The organism is Couchioplanes caeruleus (genome assembly GCF_003751945.1).
In the GTDB taxonomy this organism is placed as follows: domain Bacteria; phylum Actinomycetota; class Actinomycetes; order Mycobacteriales; family Micromonosporaceae; genus Actinoplanes; species Actinoplanes caeruleus.
In genome coordinates this window covers 4,681,347-4,701,495 of record NZ_RJKL01000001.1, presented here as the reverse complement: position 1 = coordinate 4,701,495, position 20,149 = coordinate 4,681,347, and the positions used below count along the sequence as shown (strand labels likewise).

The following is a 20,149-nucleotide window of genomic DNA, read 5'->3' as shown; positions in this document are numbered from 1 at the left end:
GACCGACAGATGTGGAAAGTCCAGGACGCCGATGCGCTCTCCTGGTTCGATGTGCCGCAAGGATCCAGAACCGACCTTCCCGCACAAGAGATCAGCCGGATCCTCCGAGAGGAGCTGGCCGGGCTGCCACGTGACCAGCGACCGATTCCGCTCGAGCCGTTCCTGCTGCCGCGCGCGGCGTACGCGGAACTGCTGGAGGCGACCAGCAGCCTGCTGGCCCTGCTGCACAAGGCGGCATTCCGGGTCGGCTCCAACCGGCTCGAGCGCATGGAACTGCTCAGCGTGGCGCAGGAGGACTGCCCCGCGTTCGGCGACGACGAAGACTTCGAGATCCGGCACGCCGCGGACATGAGCCGGGCCGACGTCGTCATCACGGAAAACGGACCGCGGTTTCTGGAATTCAACGTGGGCGGAGCGTTCGAGGGGCTCATCGACTTCCAGACGCATTTGGACGGCTGGACCCGGGTCAGGGAACGGGCGGGACAGCCGGCGTTCGTGGCGGTCGACCCGTTCCCGGCGTTCGCCGCGACGATCCGCAACGCCTGCGAGGAGCTCGGCATTCCACCGGCGGTCGTCCTCGCGGGCACGCGCCTCATGGAGGGCCGAGCCGCCGCCCGGCTGCACTACCAGCGCAAGACAGCGCAGCTTCGACGTCATGGTGTCGCCGCAGAGCACTATGAGTTCGCGGATCTTCTCCGAGGGATCGGTCTGCCCGGTCCCCTGACGAAGAAGTTGGGCATCTTCGACTTCACCACCAGAGACGCGGCGGCGGAAGGGTACGACGTCAGCCCCGTGTGGACCGCGCTGAGTCAGGGCTTCACCCTGGTCCCCTCGCAGAGCTCGTGGTTCCTGCACTCCAAGAAGCTGCTCGCGCTGGTGTCCGAGGGATTCCCGTGGATGACGGACACCGAGCGCGCGCTGGTGGACCGGTACGTCCCGTGGACCCGAGTGCTGACCCCCGGTCAGGTGATCTGGCGCGACCGCCCACGCGACCTTCCGGAGCTGGTGATCGCGGAGCAAGAGCACATGGTGCTGAAGAGCGCGACCGGCGACGGCGGCAACCAGGTCGCCTTCGGCGCGACGACGACGCCCGGTGCCTGGCGGGCGATGGTGGCCGAGGCCCTGACGGCGGGAAAGTACGTCGTGCAGGAACGCGTCACGCCGAAGCCCTACCCCGTCGACGTCATGACAGCGGGCGGCACCGTCTACCACATGAACGCGACAGCGGTGGTGAGCCCCTTCTGCTTCGGTGGAGTCCCCTCCGGCTGCCTGGTGAAATGCATGCAATGCGACGAGCCGGGAGTGGTGAGCTTGAGCCGAGGCGCAACGACGAGTTGCCTGCTCGCCGAAGCGTGACCGCCGTCCACAGGGGCTCACACCCCGGCCACTGTCCCTGACTCCGGTCCCGGGCGGCTGCTGGAGGGGTCCCGTCGATCCGGCCGGCCCTGCCCTGCTCCAGCAGCCCGATTGTGAGAGGCCCATGATTCACCTCCTGCGGCTACCCTGCCGACATGGGCACTGACGAGGTCGAGGCCGATGAACGGCCGCCGAGTTCACGGGAGGTCGACTCCTCCACTCAGACCGTCCGAATAGGCGGCGATTGGTTCCTCGGCGACAAGTCGGTGTGGGACGCGGCGCACATGGCCCTCGTCTGGCTTGGTGGTGCCGTCTCCACAGGCGTGGTCGGCAACGCTGCGTACGACGCGCTGGAAGGAATCCTTCGCCGCTTACGGCGCGCCGAGCCGGACGAGCAGGCCGCCATCGGTCACGCCGACGCCGTGTCGTTGGCGCAGATCGCCGTGATGCAGCGCTTCGACGAGCTGGGGCTCCAGGCGCTCGCCGATGGCGACATCACCGGTGTGGAGGCGCGCCAGCCTTACACAGGCCGATGGTGGGTCTATCTTTCCGGCCCGCGCATGAGCATCAAGGTAGACATCGTGGGCTACGAGCCGAAACGCGAAGCCCTCCAGACCACGGTGTCGCTGCTGCGCCATCCCGCCATCGACGAGGCGCGGCGTACGGCGTGGGGAACAGACGACGCGCTCCGCGTGGCCGTGCCCGCCGACAGCGAGAACACGAAGCACATCGCAAAGCCCGGACCCGACCCGCACCCCCACGCTTGATCGCCGCGGCCAGCACCTGGCCCGCGCATGCGGGCCGGCGCGGGGTAAAGCAGCGCCGCGCCCGCGGCCATCTGTCACACGAGATGTCACCGACCAAGTCCTCGATCCAGGTAGATGTCGCTCAACCGACGAAACGGACGGCGGCGCAGGCGACGAACTCGCCACCTGTGCCGGATGAACAGGGCGCCGTTCGCCTGCCAATCGGAGCGGGTGTCAGATTCACCTGGTGACGCCGCCGCCATAGGCACCGACTCGGGGACCGGGTCGCACCGACATCATCCCGCGGTCGTCGCATCACCGGGTCGCGGCCGTGGTTCCCGACCGTGTGGTTGTGGCCGCGGACGGTTGCCGGCCTTGTCGTGCGGAGGGATACTCGGCGCAGTGAGAGGGGAGTATTCCCTCGCGCCGTTGTCGTCAACACGGAGCCCCCGGTGCCCGGCAACGGCGGCCGAGTAATCCTCGGCGGAAGAGACCTCTGCGTGTTCACCTTTGGCTAAGGGCGTCATTGAGCCTTATTCATGACGTTCTGGCCCCAAGGATCATGGAGACGGGACTGCGGTCCCACCTCTGAGAACCGGCCACACCGGGGCAGCGCGGAACTCAGCTTTACCAGTGTCAGTCACTGGTCGAGCTGAACCGTGCCCGTGATCCGCTCGATCAGTGTTCGAGCGTGAGGTGTGGTTCATGGAGCTGTCCGAGTGGGTGGGCCTTGCCACCGCCGCCCTTGGTGCTGTTGCGGCGGTAGCGCAGATGGCAGTCACGGTTCTTCAGCAGAAGCGGGACCGTCGGACTCCGACGCGTGACGAGCACGAGGAACGACCGAGGAAGCTCGACGACGCGAACCGTGACCATCAGTAGATGGCCGAAGGTCGGAACCCAACAGGGGCCCGATTGCTATGACGTTCCGGTGTCGGCGGCCTTGGGGTGGGGTCCCTCCCACCCAATGGTCGCCGTCCCCGGCCGTCGACGCGGCCGGTGCGGGAGTCCGTCTCGCTGACGGTGTCGCTGACCTCGGGAACCGCCTCGGTGTCGTCGTCGGTACCGGGGTCGGTGATGTCGTCGTCGGTCGTGGTGCCACCGGTACGGTCCGTGCGACCGTCACGTCGAGCCGCATCGCCCGCACGTTGCCCAGCGGGTCGGCGCCCACCGTTTCACCGTACGGGTATCGCAACACACCGCTGGTCAAGGTGATGGTGGTCCGGGCGCCCCGGTGTCGGGTGCACGTAGGGGGTTCCCTTCCGTACGCGGCATCCGCTTGGCGTGGTGGTCAACCGGTCCTCGGCGTGGCCTGACCGATGATTTTCCGCGCCGTGCTGGTCTGTACGCCGAATACGATTCACGGGAGGCTGACGCCATGCGGAAACTGGCCTTTGGCATGAACGTGAGCCTGGACGGCTACATTGCCGCGCCCGGCGACGACCTCGGCTGGAGCGTGCCGAGCGACGAGCTGTTCCAGTGGTGGTCCGACCGGGTCGGGGCGACCGGCCTGGCGCTGTATGGGCGCAAACTGTGGGAGACGATGAGTTCCCACTGGCCGACCGCCGACCAGCAGCCCGGCGCCACGCCGGCGGAGATCGAGTTCGCCCGCCGTTGGCGGGACATGCCGAAGGTGGTGTTCTCCTCCAGAATCAGCACGGTCGACTGGAACACCCGCCTGGTCACCGGCGACGCGGTCACCGAGATCACCCGGCTCAAGGCCGAGGATGGCGGCCCCATGGACATCGGCGGCGCCACACTCGCCGCAGCGGCGATGCGGGCCGGGCTGATCGACGAGTACGTGCTGGCCACCGCGCCGGTCTTGGTGGGCAGCGGCACGCCGTTCTTTACGGCCCTGGACAACTGGGTGAACCTGACCCTGGTGGAGACCCGGACGTTCCCCGACGGCGTGATCCTGACCAGGTACGAGACCAGGCACTGAGTGCCGGCGCGATGCCTCACGGGCGAAGGCGGCGCTCCACCTCTGCAATCCGCACAATCCCAGCGGCCACCCTGGACCGTGTCGCCCCTGGCGGACGGTAATACGGAAATTTCATGCCCGCGACCTGAGCCGCGTTCAGGTCGCGTTCTCCGTCGTGGTCCCGGGCTTCGTGTGGAGCACCTCGCGGGCCTGATTCGCGGCGCGGGCGATGCTCTCGGAGACGAAGTCAACGAAGCGGGCGATGTTCTCCAGGCGCGCAGCGGCCGGGGTGCCGGGGCCGAGAATGCCCACGCCCTGCCGGGCGACCTTGCCCAGATGAGCGGTGGACCGGGCACTGGCCATCGTGGACTGGTAAAGGACGTCGTCGTCGACGACGTAGCGTTCCCGGCGTCGTTCGTCGCGTTCGCGGCGGACCAGGCCCTGACTTTCCAGGAACGCGATCGCCTTGGAGACGGACGCCGGGCTGACCTGTAGGCGCCCGGCGAGTTCGGCGGCGGTCAGGCTGCCGGTATCGGTGACGTAGAGGCCGGTCAGCGTCCGGGCCGTCATTTTGGGCAGGCCCAACTGCATGAAGACGGTGGCGAACGTCTCCTCGTACTCCCGCACGGCCTCGGCATCGCGCCCGTGGGTCTGCGGCGGCGCGTCGGGCTGCCCCCGGGTGGCCTTTCTGCGGTGTCGGGCGCGGCGTTCGGTGGCGTGCTGAGCGAGGTCGGCACGGTAGGCGGTGGGACCGCCGTTGCGCATGATCTCCCGGGTCACCGTCGAGGTCGGACGGCTGATGCGTCGGCCGATTTCCGCGTACGGCAGGCCGTCGGCCAGCCCCAGGCTGATCTCTTGGCGCTCGCGCTGGGTGAGCCTGCCCCCTGGCATGTGATCTCCTTCGCGGTCCGTGCTGCTGCCCAGCATAGCGTTTATACCGCAACCATTGCAACGAGCGGCGGCCTTCCGTTGCGTTGCATCTCTAGCTGTTGCAATGAAAAAAGGCGCCTCACCTGCTGCTATGTCTAGTTCGTGCAACCTCGTTGTTGCGAGCTTTAGAAAGGCAACGTAGCGTTTCCGGCATCAGAAACGAACTCGAAGGAGTCTTGAAATGCAGAAGTTCAACACCCTCGCCCCGATCTCCGCCGTTCTCGACATCCCCGCCGGGCGTATCCAGTTCATCGCCGCCGACCGGGCCGACACCACGGTCGAGATCCGCCCCGCGGACGCCTCCAAGAGCCGCGACGTGAAGGCCGCGGAGCGTGTCGGGGTCACCTTCGACGACGGCGTCCTGCGCATCGAGACGCCCGAGAGCACCAACCGCATCTCCGGGTCTTCCGGATCCGTCGAGGTCACGGTTCAGTTGCCTACCGGCTCGCGGATCGACGCCAAGGCGGCCAGCGCCGAGTTCCGGGGGGTCGGCCGACTGGGCGACGTCACCTTCGAGGGCGCCGGCGGCTCGGTCAAGCTCGACGAGACCGCGAGCGCCCGGCTGACGCTGCAGGCCGGCGACATCTCCGTCGGCCGCCTCGGCGGACCCGCGGAGATTACCACTCAGAAGGGCCACCTGCGCATCGCCGAGGCCGTAACCGGCACCGTCACCCTGAGCACCCAGTACGGCGACATCTCGGTCGGCGCCGCCCGCGAAGCGTCCGCGTCGTTGGACGCGGGCACCAGCTTCGGCCGCGTCCACAACGCACTCAAAAACACCGAAGGCGCCGCCGCCGGCCTCAACATCCACGCGACCACTGCCCACGGCGACATCACCGCCCGCAGCCTCTGAGGAGCCCCGTCATGACGAACCGGACCAGTACCGGCCAGGATCGCCCCGAACTACAGAAGGCCGTCGAGGCCTTCGTCGACGCCGGCTTCGCTGGGCTTCACGTACGCGTCCACGACGACCACGGCGAATGGTTGGGCAGCGCCGGCGTACGTGAGCTGGGCGGGAGCGCCAGCCCGCCGGCCGACGGCCGGTTCTGGGCGGGCAGCGTCGCCAAGTCGTTCACGGCCACCGTGGTCCTGCAACTGGTGGCCGAGGGCCGGCTGGGACTGGACGCCTCGGTGGCCAGCCACCTTCCCGGCCTGGAGTTGGACGAGCGGATCACGGTGCGGATGCTGCTGCAGCACACCAGCGGTTTGTTCAACTACACCGGCGAGTACTACCCCGACGGGACAGTCGCACCAGGAATTCCGGCCACCGGCAAGGAGTGGGTGGACACCCGGCTACACACGTACCAACCGCGGGAACTGGTTGAGCTGGCGCTTGCCAAGCCGGCACGGTTCGAGCCCGGGACCGATTGGAGCTACTCCAACACCAACTACACCCTGGCCGCACTGCTGATCGAGCAGGTCACCGGCACCACCTACGGCGAGCAGATGCAACGGCGCATCCTGCAGCCGCTCGGAGTGCGGGACACCGTGTTGGATGGCAACGCCACCGATCTGCCCGAGCCGCACGCACACGGCTACTACCGCTACCAGGACGGCGACGAATGGAAGGTGGTCGACGTATCCCGGCAGAACCTCTCGATGCTTCCCGCGGCCGGTGGCGCGATCTCGACCACGCGCGACCTGCATACCTTTTTCGCCGCGCTCAACGCGGGCAAGCTCTTACCGGCCCCGCTCCTGGCCGAGATGCGCAAGCCCGCGGGTCCGATCAACTACGGCCTCGGAGTGTTCGTGCAGGATCTGGGTGCGGACCACGGCACCGTCTACCACCACAACGGCGGTGCGCCGGGTGGCTTCGGGGCACTGATGTACAGCACGCCCGACGGCAGTAAGACCCTGACCGCCGGCCTGACCACCGGGGACGCCGAGGTCAACCCCTCCGAGGCGCTCGCGCCGGCCTTGGACAGCCTCGTCAGGGCGGTGTTCTGCGGCGAGCACGCCGCGCGCTGACCGAGCGCGCGGACCGCCCGGGCGGCGTACTGCGACACCAGGTCGCGGCACGCCGCCCTTCGGTATCTCCGGGGCGTTCGCGACGAGGGACCAATCCGGACAGCCCGGCCGCCAGCAGGAAGACGGCCGCCACGGCCAGCCACGCCGGGCCGTACCCCAGGTGGTCGGCGATCGCGCCGAACGAAACCGGACCGATGACGAAGCCGACGAAGAAGCCGAGGGACAGCAGGGCCGAAGCGGGCCCGAGGGGACCGGTTCGCCGGTCGCGTACGACGAGGACCATCGCCACCGCGTTCGCACCGACCGCCGTGACCCCCACGCCCGCCACCCCGGCAAAGAGCGCTATCGGCCCCAGCTCGGCGCCGGCCCAGATCAGGACGGCCGATACGGCGGCGCCGACAGCAAGCTTGCCCAGCAGCGGGCTCAGCAACGAGAGTGCCGCCGAGCGGCGCGACCAGATCAACCGGGCTGCCACGCCGGCGACGCCGAGCACCGCGATCGACGCGGTAGCCACACCCGCGCCCAGACCCAGATGGTCCCGGCCATATAGCGGGGTGAACGTCGCCACCGCGGACACCCCGCAGCCCTCAGCGGTGAGGAACAACATCAACAGTGCCAGATAGCGATTCGGGCGGGCCGGGCGCCAACTGAAGGAGTGTGCGACCCGGGGTCGAGCGGCCACCGATCGAGCCGTGGCCGCCAGCGCGAAAACCGCGAGCGGCGCCCCGACCAGGAAGGCCGCCCGCCAGCCCGCGAGCTGGGTGAGCAGCGGCGCGGTCAGGCCGACGACCAGGGCGGACATCTGAACGGCGGCCTGCTTGCGGCCCACCGCGGCCGCCCGGTCCGCGGGGTGGAAGTACTCGGTGATCGCCAGGTTCGTGGCCGGGTTGGACATCGCCTGACACACGCCGCACAGCGCCATGGCAGCGACCAGCCCGAGCTGACCGGCGGCCGCCCCGACCAGCACGAACGCCGCTGTGGCGAGGGTGAACAGGACGAGCAGCGCGGCCCGGGCACCGAGTCGGGCGACCACGCCGCCGGACCACAACGACAGCACCGCGGCGGCGCCGAAGACGATCGCGGGCAGGGCACCCAGGCCCGAACGGGACACGTGGAAGGCCGAGGTCAATTCCGCGCCGACCGCGCCGACCGAGTAGAGCACCGAGGACGGCAGTGCCATTGCCAGGATCAACACCAGATACAGTCCACCGGTTCCTCGCTCGGGCTGCGCCGACACAGGAAACCCCGGCCGGGCGCCTGCCATCACGCACGGTCCGATGATCGTTCCGGTACCGGAGGCGCCGGCCGCTGAACGCTGCCCCATCACGGTCACCTGCTTCCGGGGGTGGTGGCGCGGCGCGCTCACAGCCGGACCGCTGTGGCGCGTGATCGCACCGCGCACCAACCGTAATCAGCCGGTCAGCGCGCCGTACACCCCTGACTCCCGCGGTAGGAGGGCCCCCTAGAAAGTGATCGTCTTACCGGCGTCGTACCCCATCCGCACCCATCTAGCTGGCCCGAAGCCACCGCTTTGCCGGCTCACGGCTCGACGGCGCCGTCCGCAATGCCCGGGTGATGGCCGCGCGTACCGCCGCTCTGGCCGCGCCGTCGAGGTCCGTGGCCGACCCGACGCCCCACACGTGCCGCTCGCCGATCTCGCAGTCCGCGTACACGACCACGTCGTCACGCTCGGTGTTGGCCGCGCCGAAGCCGATCCTGCGTACCTCGTCTACCCGCATGCCCCAGGAAGCCAGGTGGGCACCGAGGTCGCCGAGCGAGTCGGTGCGGCTGCCGTCCATCACAAAGTCGTCGCCCTGTACGTGCAGGACCGTCGGCACGAGGGTACGGAACGCGACCGGCACGGTGACGAAACGAGGCGTGGCGTACTCGGTGATGAACATCTCGACGATCTCGTCCGGCTGGATCTCCCGGCCCCACTCGTCGGCCGCCTGCTGAACCGCCGCGGCGAACTCGATCCGTAGCGCTCGGGGAAGCTCCAGGCCCTGCTGCGAGCCGAGCACGTAGGCCACCCCGCCCTTGCCGGACTGACTGTTGATCCGCACCAACGACTCGTAGGTCCGGCCGACATCCCGCGGATCCAGCGGCAGGTACGGCACCTCCCAGGGCATGGTGGCGGAATCGGCGCCGTCCGCAATCGCCCGCGCGCGCGCGTCGAAGCCCTTCTTGATCGCATCCTGGTGCGATCCGGAGAACGCGGTGTAGACCATGTCGCCGCCGTACGGATGCCGCGGGTGCACCGGAATCTCGTTGCACCACTCCACGATCCGCCGGATCCGGTTCAGGTCGCCGAAATCCAGCCCCGGGTCGACGCCGTGGGTCAGCAGGTTGAGCCCGAGCGTGACGAGACACACGTTGCCCGCCCGCTCGCCGTTGCCGAACAGGCAACCCTCCACCCGCTCCGCGCCGGCCAGGACAGCGAGTTCGGCGGAGGCGACGCCGGTCCCCCGGTCATTGTGTGGGTGGACCGAGAGACAGACGTGCTCACGCCGGGACAGGTTGCGGTCCAGCCATTCGATCCGGTCCGCGAACACGTTCGGGGTGGTGCGCTCCACGGTGGTGGGTAAGTTCAAGGTGATCGGCCGACCCGGCCCCGGCTGCCAGACGTCCATGACGGCCTCGCAGACCTCGAGGGAGAAGTCCAGCTCGGTGTCGACGAACATCTCCGGCGAGTACTGGAAGCCGAAGTCGCCACCGCCGATGACCCGCTCGGCGTACTTCATGTACTGCCGCGTCCCCCGCACCGCGAGGTCCTTGCACTCCGCCCGGGTCATCCCGAAAACCATCCGCCGGAACTGCGGAGACGTCGCGTTGTACAGGTGAACGGTGGCGCAGCGCGCACCGGCCAGGCTCTCCACGGTCCGCTCGATGAGCTCGTCGCGTGCCTGCACCAGCACCGAAATGCGGACATCATCAGGAATGAGATCGCGCTCGATGAGCATACGCAGGAAGTCGTGGTCGTCCTGGCTGGCCACCGGGAAGCCGACCTCGATCTCGGTGAAGCCCATCTCAACGAGAAGGTTGAACATGGCCAGCTTGCGATCCGGCGACATCGGGTTCACCAGTGACTGATTGCCGTCGCGCAGATCGGTGCTCAGCCATCGCGGCGCAGTCACCATGGTCCGGGACGGCCAGGCACGGTTCGGGAGGTCCACGGTCTCGGGCTGGGCGTAGCGACCTGACGTCGATGGGTTGCTCCTCACGGTCATTCCTCTCTCAGCCGGTGTCGGGTCAGGCCCGATCGCCGAAGTACAACGAATACGAGTACGGGGTAAGCAGAACCTGGACCTGACGGGCGTACGGTTCTGCACGCACCCGGAAAGGGATGACAATCTCCGCGTACGCGGCGCTGAAGCCGAGCCCCGAGAAGTAGAGGTCGCTGTCGACGACGACCCGGTACAGCCCCGGCGCGAGTTGCCCCTCGACGAAGCTGGCGATAGTGCCGTTCTCGACGGTCGCCGCGTTCGCGACCGTCGACCATCGGCCCTCCACCGAGCGCTCGAGCCGAGCGTGTAGGCCAGCCGCCGGCTTTCCGTAGATGCCGTCGAGGGCCTGCAATGAGACATACATGTAGAGCACCTCCCTGTCAGAGCTCACACGGCAACAACACGGACCGCCGTGCCCGGTCGGGCGGACCGGCCTGTTCGGTTGTCGATGCTCAGCCGAGCACCTATCAAGGTCCCCACCACAGCGCTATCCCTCGGGCTTCCATCCGTTATCGCCCGCCGCGATAATGGAACAGGTAGCGGCGATGGCGAATCCGTTGCGCGGCGATAAGGAATCGATGCGGCTCGTCGATAGCGTTCTGCTCAACACGGCGAGGAGCGACAGGCTCAGCCGAAATCCCGAGCAGAGAGTGTGGTAATCCTATGCGTAAGACCGTTCGCAACGCGGTTGTCAACGTTGGCTTTGTTCTTGCCGTTGCGAGCGGCGCGGTCGCAACGATCAGCACCCTGACGACTCACCCCACGAAGGCGACGACGGTTGCCAACGTCCAGGCCGACTCGGCTTTGGCCCCGGCCCCGACGCCGACCACCTTTTCTGAAGACAGCACGATCTGGGGCTGATGGCTGTCGCCGAGCGCGCCACATGCCAGCACTCGACGAACCGGAGCAGAATCCTTACGGTATGTTGGGCGGCCAGCGGCCGCCCAACATACCGAGCAAGGAAGACGATTCAGCCAGTGACGCGCACGAGGGTTCCACTACTTGGACGCGCGGATGAGCCCATCAAAATCCTGGCGGATCTCCGGCGCCAATGCTGATCCAGCATTAGCTAACTCCGACAGCCACTTTATCCAACTGATCCTTTGCGGCATATGCGTCACTCAACAAGCCCAACAGCCGCGCTTCCAATTGCGGCGTGGAGATAGCTCGGAACAGGCCGAGTGAACGATGCAGGTAGAGCACGGCTCGCGGCGGGTCGCCTTCCGCCATGGCCAGCTCACCTAGCACCATGGAAACCTGAGCCTCCATAAGCCGCTCTCCTGCTCCGCAAGCCAGCTCCAGCGCCTCGCGCAGTGCCTCCCCGCTCGCCGCGAAGGCCCCCGCACGCAATTGCGCGGTGCCCAGCCCGTGCAGCGCGAAGGCCTGCCCTACCGAGTCGCCCAACTCACGGACGATGGACAGCGCCTGTTCGAAGACATCGATCGCAGCCTTCAACTCATTCGCTCTCAGCTGAGTATCACCGAGTCGGTGGAGCACCTGTGCCTCCACTCGGCGGCTCCCCGCCCTCCGGGCACAGTCCAACGCCTCCGGCAGTAGCTCTCGGGCTGCGTTCAAGTCACCCTGCTCGAGCTTGATGTGCGCCAGGCTATGCAGCACGAACGCCACCGCGACTAGGTCGCCCATCTTTCGGAACGACACCAGTGCCCGACTGTAATTTTCAACGGCTTCCGCATAGCGGCCGGTGAGCCGGTTCACCATGCCCACGTACCGGTTGACCAGAGCGACGCCTTGCTCGTCCTGCGATCGGTCGAACTTCTCGCCGGCGGCCTGTAGCACCTGCAGCGCGTCCGCATATCGCTGCTCCCGGATCTGCAGCGCGCCAAGCGAGTACAGCATCACCGCGTGTCCGCGTCCGTCGCCGGCCTGCTGGGCAGCCTCCAGCGCGATCTGATGGGTCTCACGCCAGTCACTCAGGTAGATCCGGGACTCGAACAGGGTGACCGCGATCAGTGCCAGGCTCCAACAGTGCGTGACCAAGCCCGCCCGCGCAGCCTGACGGACCGCCGCGACGAGGGTGAGCCGTTCGCGCTCGAACCAGGGAATCGGCGGGTCGACGAGCTGGCGTACATGCCGGGCAGGCAACTCGTGCAGCGAGGCGTCGCTGCGCAGACGCAGGTAATCGCCGCCGTAGACCCCGCGGTGCGCCTCCTCGCCCAGGAACAGCAACGCGCCCAGGACCCGGCGCAACGCCTCCGCGCGCTCCTCGGCCACTTCCTCGGCGAACAGCCGCTCGCGGGCGAAGACCCGGATAAGGTCGTGCAGGCGGTACTGGGCATTGACGCCGCGCCCGGTGCCGCTGACCTCGACGAGCTGGGCATCCGCCAGGTCGTCGAGCAGGTCCTGGGCGTCATCGACATCGATGTCCAGCAGGGCTGCGGCGACCCAGCCCGAGATGTGCGGGAAGTCCACGACCGTGAGTAGGCGGAACAACCGCCGCGCGGCGTCGTCGAGGTGGTCGTAGGTCAGCGAGATGCTCGCCCGGATACCCATCCCGCTGTGCTTGAGCTCGTCGAGCCGTCGGGCCTCGTTGGCCAGCCGGTCCACCAGATGGTCGACACTCCAGTGTGGGCGAGCGGCCAGCCGCGCTCCGGCGATCCGCAGGGCGAGCGGCAGGTGTCCGCAGAGTTCGGCGAGTTCGGCCGTGGAATCCAGTTCGGATTGCACCCGCTCGGTGCCGGCGATCCGGGAGAGCAGCTCCACGGATTGTTCGGCGCTGAACAGGTCGACGTGGACGTGCAGCGCGCTCGGCAGACCGCCCAGCCGGCCCCGGCTGGTGATGAGTACCGCGGATTGCGACGTGCCCGGGATGATGGGCCGCACCTGACTCTCCCCGCCGACGTTGTCCAGCACCACGAGCATCCGGCGATCAGCCAGGAGGGCGCGATACAGCTCGGCGCGCTCTTCCAACAGCTCCGGCATCTGGGTGCCCGGTACGCCCAGGGCGCGCAGGAAACGTTCCAGCACCCGCATGGGGCCGATCTGCTCCGGACGGCGGCCGTGCAGGTCGGCGAAGAGCTGTCCGTCCGGGTATCGCTCAGCCAAGCGATGCGCGGCGTGCACCGCGAGCGTCGTCTTACCGATGCCCGGCTTGCCGACCATCACGACGACGGGTACAGCGAACCGGGAACTGTTGTCGGTGGCGACCTCGAACTGCATCCGGATCGCTTCGATCTGCTGGCTGCGCCCGGTGAAGTCGCCGATGTCGGTCGGCAGCAGGCAGGGCACCGGCGATACTCCCGGGCCGGCGCTCGGGACGCCCGAGACCGGCACGCCAGAGACCGCCGGGCCGGCGGCGGGTACGCCGGAGATCGGGGACACCTTGCCGACGGCGGGCGCACCGTACGGCGGGGGGACCGACGGCGCGCTCGGCTCGGACGCCGGCTGCTCGACCGACTCGCGGCTCGTCGTCGCCACGGGAGCCGACACCGTCGGCGCGGCCCGCAGCGGAGCGCTGGCCTGCTCGGGCAGGGCGAGCTGTGGATCGTCGGTGAGCACGGCATGCTCCAGCCGGCGCAGTTCCTCGCTCGGCTCCAGCCCCAGCTCTTCGATGAAGAGCCGGCGCGCCGACCGGTACGTCTCCAGCGCCTCGGCCTGCCGCCCGGAGCGGTAGAGCGCGAGCATGAGGTGCTCGCGCAGCCGCCCGCGCAGCGGGTGCTCGTCGACCAGCGCAATCAGCTCGTCGATCAGCTCACGATGCCGGCCGAGCCGCAGTTCGAGCTCGACGCACTCCTCGGTGACCGCCAGGCGGCGTTCCCCCAGCCGGTCGGCCGCCTGGCGGACTACCCGGCTCTCCAGCCCATCGAGCGCCGGTCCACGCCACAGCCCCAGGGCCGTGCGGTACTGGGTGACGGATTCGTCAAGCCGGCGGAACTCACGGAGTTGGCGCGCCTGGGTCAGTGCATCCTCGAACTGGTGAAGGTCGAGACCGCCCGACGGCAGATGTAGGGAGTAACCCTGACTGCGCGTGCCGATGGCATCGGGATAGCCATTTTCGGTGAACCGCCTCCGCAAGGCCGAAATGCAAATCTGAACCTGCACTCGTGACGTCGACGGCAGATCGTCGCCGTAGAGCGCCTCCATGAGCCGGGTCACCCGGATCACCCGGTTCGCCTCTAGAGCCAGTGTGCCCAGGATGATCTGCTGCCGCTGCGCGCCGAGTTCGAGCGGACGGTCTCCGATAACAACTTCGAGTGCTCCCAGGACCAGGACCTGCACATGCGCCTCCCCCGTTGAGGGTAACGCGACCTGGGGCCCCCGATGCGCCCATGAGCCGGCTGAGCTCGCCAAGGCGTGCCCAGCCGATTAGTCAACGAGTACCCTCGTCGGATCGAAGATTATGTGATCGTCAGTCGACGGCGCCACCCAAAGGGCATGCGGTGGACCAAACGTTCGCACATGAAGAGCTGGCCACGCAGTCACTTGTGGAGCGTCTCCACCGATGATATATAGAGCACTATCGACGGTATGGCGGAACGGGATGCACGTTACCGTGCGTCAACGGATACTCGAGTGTGCGACGGCCCCGTCGATACCGCAACAGGAACGACGATCGCGGTCAGGATCAGCCCGTGGTCCACCAGCCACCGCCCGGTGAATCCGGTGACTCGTTTGCCGTCCACCCGGGGACCGGTCACCAGGAGTCGCGCCTCGAAGTCGCCCGCCAACGCGCCGGCCGAGCCGGGCCGCATCGTGACCACCGCATCCTCGAAGTCCAGCCATCGACGCGCCAGCGGAAACCACGACTTGTAGACGGACTCCTTCGCAGAGAACAGCATGCGGTCCCAGCGGATCTCCGGTCGGGCCTCGAGCAGCTCGGCGACGTGAATGCGTTCGTCGGGCAGCGCCACGGCCTCGAGCACACCGTTGGTCAGCGGTTCGTTGGGCTCGGCGTCAATCCCTACGGTGGTGACTCTCGAGGACGGCGCGACGACCACCCCTCGGTATCCCGCACAGTGCGTGATGGCGCCGACCACACCCGAGGGCCACAGCGGCTCTCTTGACTCTCCGGACAGAATCGGCGTCGGTGGCACGCCGATCCGGGCTAGTGCCAGGCGGGCGCAGTGCCGGGCCGTGATGAACTCTCGCCGCCGCTTCTCGACCGACGAACCGATGATCTGCTCCTCGCCCGGGAGCAACACCGCGTCCGGCGGATCGTCGAATGTGTCGACCGCCGCCACGTCGGCAGGAAGGATGGCCTCGATCATAATCTCCCCGCGATGGCTGAGTGTGTCGCCGCAGAGTCGGCACCGGAAATGCTGACTGTTGTGCTGATTGCATGCTAGGAGTCGGCGACCGCGAGCGATATCCGCGAGCGGTCGTTCTCGGGCTTGAATCCGCACGGTAGGGAGGTTCCTCCCCACCGCAGGGGCCGCATCGCCGCGCCGAAGCCGGCAAAATGGGCGGCCCGGACTCCAGCGAAGTCCGGGCCGCCCGCCCAAGGAGACGGGGGACCCCTCAGGTTGTCGGGATGAGGCTCGCATCCAAATTGGTGGGCAGGTCGCCGCGGCGCTTGACGTTCAGCTTGCGATACGTACGGGTGAGATGCTGCTCGACGGTGCTCGTAGTGATGTAGAGCTTTTCGGCGATTTCCCGGTTCGTGTAGCCGACCGCGGCCAACGCGGCCACCCGGCGTTCGGCGTCGCTGAGCGCCACGGCCGGGTCCTCCGGCGCTAAGGCCTCCGCCGGAACACCGAATTCCTCATCGTCGTCCAGGCCCAGCGCCCGGATCAGCGGCACGGCCGCGCAGGAGTCGGCCAGCGCCCGGGCTCGCTGCCCGATAGCTCCGGCCCGACGCGACTCACCGACCGCGAGATAGGCCTGCGCCAGGTCAGCCAGCGTGCGAGCCAGCTCGTACTGGTCGCCGCTGCGCTGCAGCAGGTCGGCCGACTGCCGCAGCAGCATGGGCCGGTGCCGCATCTGTTCGGTAGCGGCCAGTAGCCGCAGTGCAACGCCCCGCGCCCGCGTCATCTGCCCCGTGCACTTTTCCAGGTGTGTCTCAACGAGCTTGCGCGCCTGCGACGGGCGGTCCATCCGCAGATAGGCCTCCGCCGCATCGGAACGCCAGGCGACCAGGCCGGGAGCGTCGGCGCCCCAGGCCGTCATGAGGTCACCGCACCGCAGGAAGTCCCGCAGGGCCAGGTTGGGGTGTTCGGTGGCGAGGCTGTACCGCCCTCGTGCCTGCAGGTAGTGCAGGCCGTAGCGGGTCTCGAACATCGCAGCCGGCACCGGCTGGTCCAGCCATTCACGGACGTCGTCGAACTCGCCCATCGCCACCGCGGCGTTGATCAGCAAGGACAGCGGATGACCGATCGCCACACCCCAGCTGGCCGGCGGCATGATCTCCAGCGCCGTACGGGCATAGCGGAACGTCGTGGGCAGGGCGCCCATCCGCAACGCAACCTCGGCCCGGACCACCGCGAGACGCGCCTGCCGGCTCGGTGCCCGGCGGGTATACGCCTCCTCGACGAACAGGTCACACCAGCCCGCGGCCTTGTCGGCATGGCCGGAATAGGTGAGCGCCAGCAACGCGCTCTCCACGGTGTCCAGCGACATCTCGTCGAGGCGCGATCCACGTAGAATCCGCTCCAGCGTCTCGCTGAGGTCCGGACCGGGGCTGGTGCTGATCGCCATGGCGAGGGCCCGAGCCGCAGCCAGCCGACGGCTTTCCGACACAGTCGACACATTGGCGGTGACCGTGGGCAGGTGCGCGGCGACCGGGGCGTACGTGCAGCGCAACCAGGGCCGGGCAACCGCCAACTCGGCGGCGGTGTCGGCGTCCATCTCGCCACCGGGGGCCACGAGGCGGCCCAGCACGTGTTCCGCCTCGCGGAACTGGCCGTGCCAGAGCAGCGCCTTGATCAGCACGATCGCGTCGCTGCCGCGTAGCACACCCTTCTGCAGTGCCCCGGACAGCTCGGGCAGGTAGTCGGCCGACGTGCTCGGATTGATCCGCCATTCGGCGCGTACCAGCGTGGCCATGATGCGAAGCCGAGCCTGGTCCTCGGCGCAGACCTTCCAGGCCAGCTTGAGATAGCGGACCGCGGCCTCGACGCGCCCCTCCCGCAACGCCTGGCGGGCGGCGTCCTCCAGCACGGTGAACGCCCAGGTCTCCTGCACGCCGGTGGCGTTGACCAGGTGCTCGGCCACGACTCGGGGTGAGGCGCCCCGGCCGTATGCCAACACCGCCGCACGCCGATGCAACTCGGATCGCCGATCCTGCCGCACGTCGTTGAGCACGGCCGCGCACGCCGCCGGATGGCGGAACGACCGCATACCGAGGACGCCGGCCGTGGTGAGCGCACGAACGGCTTGCGCCACCCGCGGCGCGTCCAGCCCGATAAGCCGGTTCAGGTTCTCCGGATCCGCATCGTCCAGTACCGCGATGCCCCGAATCACCTCGAGCAACCGTTCGTCACCCCGGTACAGGCACGACATCAGCGCCGAGCCAAAGCCGTCTCCCACGAAACCCTCGTCCGGTTCGCGACCGGTCTCGGTGGCCACCCGGCGGAAGTCGCTGAGTAGACCCTCGATCAACACCGGGTTGCCGCCGCTGAGCTCGTGCCAGTGGTCGGCGAACCGCTCGGCCACCTCGACGCCGGCGTGCGCCTCGAGGTAGCGTCGGACACCCGCGCCGGTCAGCGGTCCCAGGTCGATGCGCGCGCCGTTACCCGGCCGTACCAGCTCGGTGTGCCAGCTCGACTCAGTGTCGATGCCGAACGTACTCCTGGTGAAGACCACGAGGATTCTGGCCGAGCGGGACCGACGCACCAGGTAGGAGAGGCAAATCAACGATTCCCGGTCCGCGTGCTGGGCGTCGTCGATGAGAAGCGCCAGCGGGCAGCGCTCGGCCAATTCCAGCAGCACCGTGCAGAGGCCGTGAATGATCTGCGCGTCCAGTCGGCCCTCGCCCTGGTCGGCGCCGGGGAGCGTGGCCCTGGTGCCCTCGAGCAACAGCTCCATCGCTCGCTGCCGGTCCTCGGCAACCAGCGGCGCGTCGTGGAAGAGCTGGCTCAGCAGGGCGAGCGGTAGCGCGCGCTCGTCCGCCGAGCCGGTCGCGGTCACCGCCAGCGCGCCCTGCTCCATGGACCGTTCGGCGAGCGCCGCGAGAAGTTCGCTCTTACCCGTCGCAACGGTGCCGGTGACCAGTGCCAGTCGACCCCGGCCGGCGATCGCGTCGGCCAGAAGCTCATCCAGGCGCGTCGCCGCCTCGTCCCGCTCAATCAATTTCATCATGGCGCTCCTGTCGAATCCCCCGAACCCCGACCTCCATCCGGAACCACGCCGGCCGGGAGGCGACCGGATATCCCGGCACCTGATAGCACTGTCGGGCACGCCGCTATCGAGCCGCCTTCGCGTCCTTATCGCGCTGCTCCGGGCCGGCGGTCAAGCCGTGCGGTGCCTTGCAGGCGTCCGCGCCGGAGGGTGACCGGGTGCGTCGCGAATCCCGCCGGAGAGCGGCACCGGCCGGGGCGCCAGCAGTTCGGCGCCGCGGATAGCGAGTTCCGTCTCGCCGCTGGCCATCGCCCGCGCCAGCAGCGGGCCGGCGATGTCCTCGTCGGGGGCGGCGTCCGTGTCGAGCAGCACGATCCGGTCCGGGTTCGCGGCCTGGGCCGCGCGCACCAGTTCCCAGACGGGGGCGACGGCGAGGTCGGCGTGGTCGTGCTCGCCGACCGATACGGCCCGGCGGGTCACCAGGACGAGCCGCGACTCGACCAGGTCCGGCCGGGCGAGCCAGCCCTCGACCAGACGCCGCGCCGCAACCGTGTTCTCCTGACCGCGGGCGGGTGTCGTTCCCGCCGCCGCGGGCTCGACCCCGGCGACGATGGCGGGCGGAGCGCAGTCGGCCTCGATCAGCTCCAGGTCGTCGGGGCCGTAGATGTGCACAACTTCCGGGTCGACGACGGGGCCGATGGTGGTCATCGGCGACCACTGCACCGCGAACAGCGCGCTCTCCCCGATCTGGGCGTCCGGCCCGCGGCCGGACGCCGGCCGGGTGGCCAGCGAAGCGACCGTCAGTACCGGTTGCCCGGTGTGGTCGGCGGCTGTGATGCCGATCCGGTCCGCGGCGGGGTACGTGAGGCGGACCCGGAGCCTGATCGCACCGGCAGCGCGCAGGACGACCGTGTTCCAGGCTACCGGGAAGGCAACAGCTTCGGCGCCGGCGCCGAGCAGCCCGACCTGCAGGACGGCGTCGAGCAGGGCGGGGTGAATCCCGAAGGCCGCCGGATCGCCGTGGGCGGCGTCGGGCAGCTCGACCTCGGCGTACAGGTCGTCGCGGTATCGCCAGGCAGCACGCAGGCCCGAACCGGAGCGGCTACCGACAGCGCGCAGCCGTTCGTGGCCTCCGTCGACGGCCAGTGGCGTCGCTTCCGGGGGCGGCCACTCGCCGAGGTCGTCCGCTGCCGCAAGATCGCTGGCGGTGAGCTCTCCGCTCGCGTGGCGCATCCACACCGCGTCGGCCGCGCCCTCCGGTCGTGACCAGATCCGCACCGGCCGGGTTCCGGCGCCGGTCCGCTCACCCACCACGACCTGCAGTTGGACGGCGCCGTGGGCGGGAACGGCCAGCGGCACCTCGTGTACCAGGCGGGCCAGCACCGGGAAGCCGATCTCGGCTCCGGCACGCAGCGCCAGGTCGACGTGGGCGGTGCCGGGCAGCAGCACGGTGTCGGACACGCGATGGTCGGTCAGCCAGGGGTGGGTCTCCGGCGCGAGGCGCCCGGCGAGGATGACGCCGCCGGTCTCCGGAGCGGAAATGGCGACGGTGAGCAACGGGTGATCGAGCCGAGTGAGACCGCCGGCGTCCAGCCTGGCCATCTGGGCGGAGAGTCGTTCTCCGAGATCCCGGCCGCCGCGGTGGATATCGTCGAGAGGTCCCGTGTCTTCGTTCATCCCTGCCGCCCTCCCTCGCCCGTGGGCGTCTCCGAGTCCATGGTGGATCGATGCGCGGCCCGGCAGTACCCCTTAACCGACCAGCGCCCCCTTATCCC

The 20,149-nt window shown here is 68.7% G+C and carries 15 protein-coding genes; 7 read left to right on the top strand and 8 right to left on the bottom strand.

Going from position 1 to position 20,149, the window contains the following annotated elements; all coding sequences use genetic code 11:
- Nucleotides 1-9: 9 nt before the first annotated feature.
- The 4 genes from EDD30_RS20830 (at nucleotide 10) to EDD30_RS20815 (ending at nucleotide 4,041) form a co-directional block, all read left to right on the top strand.
- Nucleotides 10-1,356: a hypothetical protein gene (locus EDD30_RS20830; RefSeq protein WP_123678423.1), complete on the top strand. Its 1,347-nt coding sequence runs from the start codon at nucleotides 10-12 to the stop codon at nucleotides 1,354-1,356.
- A gap of 155 nt (nucleotides 1,357-1,511) precedes the next feature.
- Nucleotides 1,512-2,123, top strand: coding sequence for a hypothetical protein (locus EDD30_RS20825; RefSeq protein WP_123678422.1), 612 nt, complete (start codon nucleotides 1,512-1,514; stop codon nucleotides 2,121-2,123).
- A gap of 684 nt (nucleotides 2,124-2,807) precedes the next feature.
- Nucleotides 2,808-2,981: a hypothetical protein gene (locus EDD30_RS39240; RefSeq protein WP_170208279.1), complete on the top strand. Its 174-nt coding sequence runs from the start codon at nucleotides 2,808-2,810 to the stop codon at nucleotides 2,979-2,981.
- A 496-nt stretch (nucleotides 2,982-3,477) separates the two neighbouring features.
- Nucleotides 3,478-4,041 (top strand): dihydrofolate reductase family protein, encoded by a 564-nt coding sequence (locus EDD30_RS20815; protein WP_123678420.1) that lies wholly within the window; start codon nucleotides 3,478-3,480, stop codon nucleotides 4,039-4,041.
- A gap of 135 nt (nucleotides 4,042-4,176) precedes the next feature.
- Here EDD30_RS20815 and EDD30_RS20810 read toward each other — a convergent pair whose 3' ends face one another.
- Entirely contained in the window at nucleotides 4,177-4,911 is a 735-nt protein-coding gene (locus EDD30_RS20810; RefSeq protein ID WP_123678419.1) for a GbsR/MarR family transcriptional regulator, read from the bottom strand.
- A 220-nt stretch (nucleotides 4,912-5,131) separates the two neighbouring features.
- Between EDD30_RS20810 and EDD30_RS20805 the strand changes: the two genes are divergently transcribed.
- Nucleotides 5,132-5,803: a DUF4097 family beta strand repeat-containing protein gene (locus tag EDD30_RS20805; protein ID WP_123678418.1), complete on the top strand. Its 672-nt coding sequence runs from the start codon at nucleotides 5,132-5,134 to the stop codon at nucleotides 5,801-5,803.
- An 11-nt stretch (nucleotides 5,804-5,814) separates the two neighbouring features.
- Nucleotides 5,815-6,918 (top strand): serine hydrolase domain-containing protein, encoded by a 1,104-nt coding sequence (locus EDD30_RS20800; RefSeq protein ID WP_123678417.1) that lies wholly within the window; start codon nucleotides 5,815-5,817, stop codon nucleotides 6,916-6,918.
- Here the strand turns inward: EDD30_RS20800 and EDD30_RS20795 are convergent.
- The 3 genes from EDD30_RS20795 to EDD30_RS20785 all read right to left on the bottom strand — a co-directional run bounded on the left by EDD30_RS20795 (nucleotide 6,881) and on the right by EDD30_RS20785 (nucleotide 10,506).
- Nucleotides 6,881-8,113, bottom strand: coding sequence for an MFS transporter (locus tag EDD30_RS20795; RefSeq protein ID WP_170208278.1), 1,233 nt, complete (start codon nucleotides 8,111-8,113; stop codon nucleotides 6,881-6,883). The genes EDD30_RS20800 and EDD30_RS20795 overlap by 38 nt on opposite strands.
- Nucleotides 8,114-8,426: 313 nt before the next feature.
- Nucleotides 8,427-10,145: a 2-isopropylmalate synthase gene (locus tag EDD30_RS20790; RefSeq protein ID WP_123678415.1), complete on the bottom strand. Its 1,719-nt coding sequence runs from the start codon at nucleotides 10,143-10,145 to the stop codon at nucleotides 8,427-8,429.
- 22 nt (nucleotides 10,146-10,167) lie between these two features.
- Nucleotides 10,168-10,506, bottom strand: coding sequence for a hydroxyisourate hydrolase (locus EDD30_RS20785; RefSeq protein ID WP_148088150.1), 339 nt, complete (start codon nucleotides 10,504-10,506; stop codon nucleotides 10,168-10,170).
- Nucleotides 10,507-10,805: 299 nt separating this feature from the next.
- Between EDD30_RS20785 and EDD30_RS38380 the strand changes: the two genes are divergently transcribed.
- Nucleotides 10,806-11,003: a hypothetical protein gene (locus EDD30_RS38380; protein ID WP_148088149.1), complete on the top strand. Its 198-nt coding sequence runs from the start codon at nucleotides 10,806-10,808 to the stop codon at nucleotides 11,001-11,003.
- 204 nt (nucleotides 11,004-11,207) lie between these two features.
- Here the strand turns inward: EDD30_RS38380 and EDD30_RS20780 are convergent, their stop codons facing one another.
- The 4 genes from EDD30_RS20780 to EDD30_RS20765 form a co-directional block, all read right to left on the bottom strand.
- Nucleotides 11,208-14,378, bottom strand: a complete 3,171-nt coding sequence (locus tag EDD30_RS20780) for an AfsR/SARP family transcriptional regulator (RefSeq protein WP_123678413.1) — start codon at nucleotides 14,376-14,378, stop codon at nucleotides 11,208-11,210.
- Nucleotides 14,379-14,647: 269 nt separating this feature from the next.
- A complete protein-coding gene (locus tag EDD30_RS20775) occupies nucleotides 14,648-15,502 on the bottom strand; it encodes a 4'-phosphopantetheinyl transferase family protein (protein ID WP_342353742.1) in 855 nt (284 codons plus the stop codon).
- A 115-nt stretch (nucleotides 15,503-15,617) separates the two neighbouring features.
- Nucleotides 15,618-18,395 (bottom strand): helix-turn-helix transcriptional regulator, encoded by a 2,778-nt coding sequence (locus tag EDD30_RS20770; RefSeq protein WP_244945340.1) that lies wholly within the window; start codon nucleotides 18,393-18,395, stop codon nucleotides 15,618-15,620.
- A 150-nt stretch (nucleotides 18,396-18,545) separates the two neighbouring features.
- The gene (locus tag EDD30_RS20765) at nucleotides 18,546-20,051 is read right to left on the bottom strand and encodes a polyketide synthase dehydratase domain-containing protein (RefSeq protein WP_123678411.1); all 1,506 of its coding nucleotides are present in this window, start codon (nucleotides 20,049-20,051) and stop codon (nucleotides 18,546-18,548) included.
- Between the last annotated feature and the right edge of the window lie 98 nt (nucleotides 20,052-20,149).